This is a genomic window from Actinomadura sp. 7K534, assembly GCF_004348575.1.
In the GTDB taxonomy this organism is placed as follows: Bacteria; Actinomycetota; Actinomycetes; order Streptosporangiales; family Streptosporangiaceae; genus Spirillospora; species Spirillospora livida.
This window is the reverse complement of sequence record NZ_SMKB01000538.1, coordinates 1-685: the sequence shown is the minus strand read 5'-3', so window position 1 is coordinate 685 and position 685 is coordinate 1. Positions and strand designations below refer to the sequence as shown.

Sequence of the window (685 nt, the reverse complement as noted above, 5' to 3'; positions counted from 1 at the left end):
CCCTTGGCGCTCCGCGCCCCGCCCGCGTCCCCAACGCCGTCCATGACGATCATCATCAGCCGCCGCTCCCCCTCCGGCAAGGCCCCGCTTCCCTTACTGCGGCGGCGCGGTCGCGTCGGCTACCGTTGAACCACCCGGATCTTGACGAGGACGCAGCCGTGAACCTGCAGGACATGATGGTGCAGCACGACAGCTCGTCGCGCACCGTCGACAAGTACCTCATGTCCCACGAGGGACGCGTCATCGCCGTTCGCCACCATCCCGCCGTCCTCATCCCCTCGGTCTCGCTCGTCGTCGGCGGGCTGGTCGCCTGTGCCTCGGTCGCCGTGATCACCGGCGTCATCTGGATCTGGTGGCTGTGGCTGCCCACGCTCGGCTACCTGCTGTGGAAGATCATCGCCTGGTCGCTGGAGTTCTTCCTCGTCACCGAGCACCGGGTGATGCTGGTCAAGGGCGTGCTCAACCGCAACGTCGCGATGATGCCGCTGTCCAAGGTCACCGACATCACGCTGAACCGCTCCATGATCGGCCGGATGCTCGGTTACGGCGAGTTCCTCACCGAGTCCGCGGGCCAGAGCCAGGCCATCCGCGCCGTCAACTTCATGCCGTACCCGGAACAGCTCTACCTGGAAGTCTCCTCCGTAATCTTCGGCACCATCGACGAATCCCCCGACTAGCCCCGCCC

Annotated in this window: 1 protein-coding gene; it reads left to right on the top strand. The window is 66.3% G+C overall.

Annotated features, from left to right (window positions below; genetic code table 11):
* Positions 1-158: 158 nt before the first annotated feature.
* Positions 159-677, top strand: coding sequence for a PH domain-containing protein (locus E1266_RS37590; RefSeq protein WP_243719399.1), 519 nt, complete (start codon positions 159-161; stop codon positions 675-677).
* Positions 678-685: the final 8 nt, after the last annotated feature.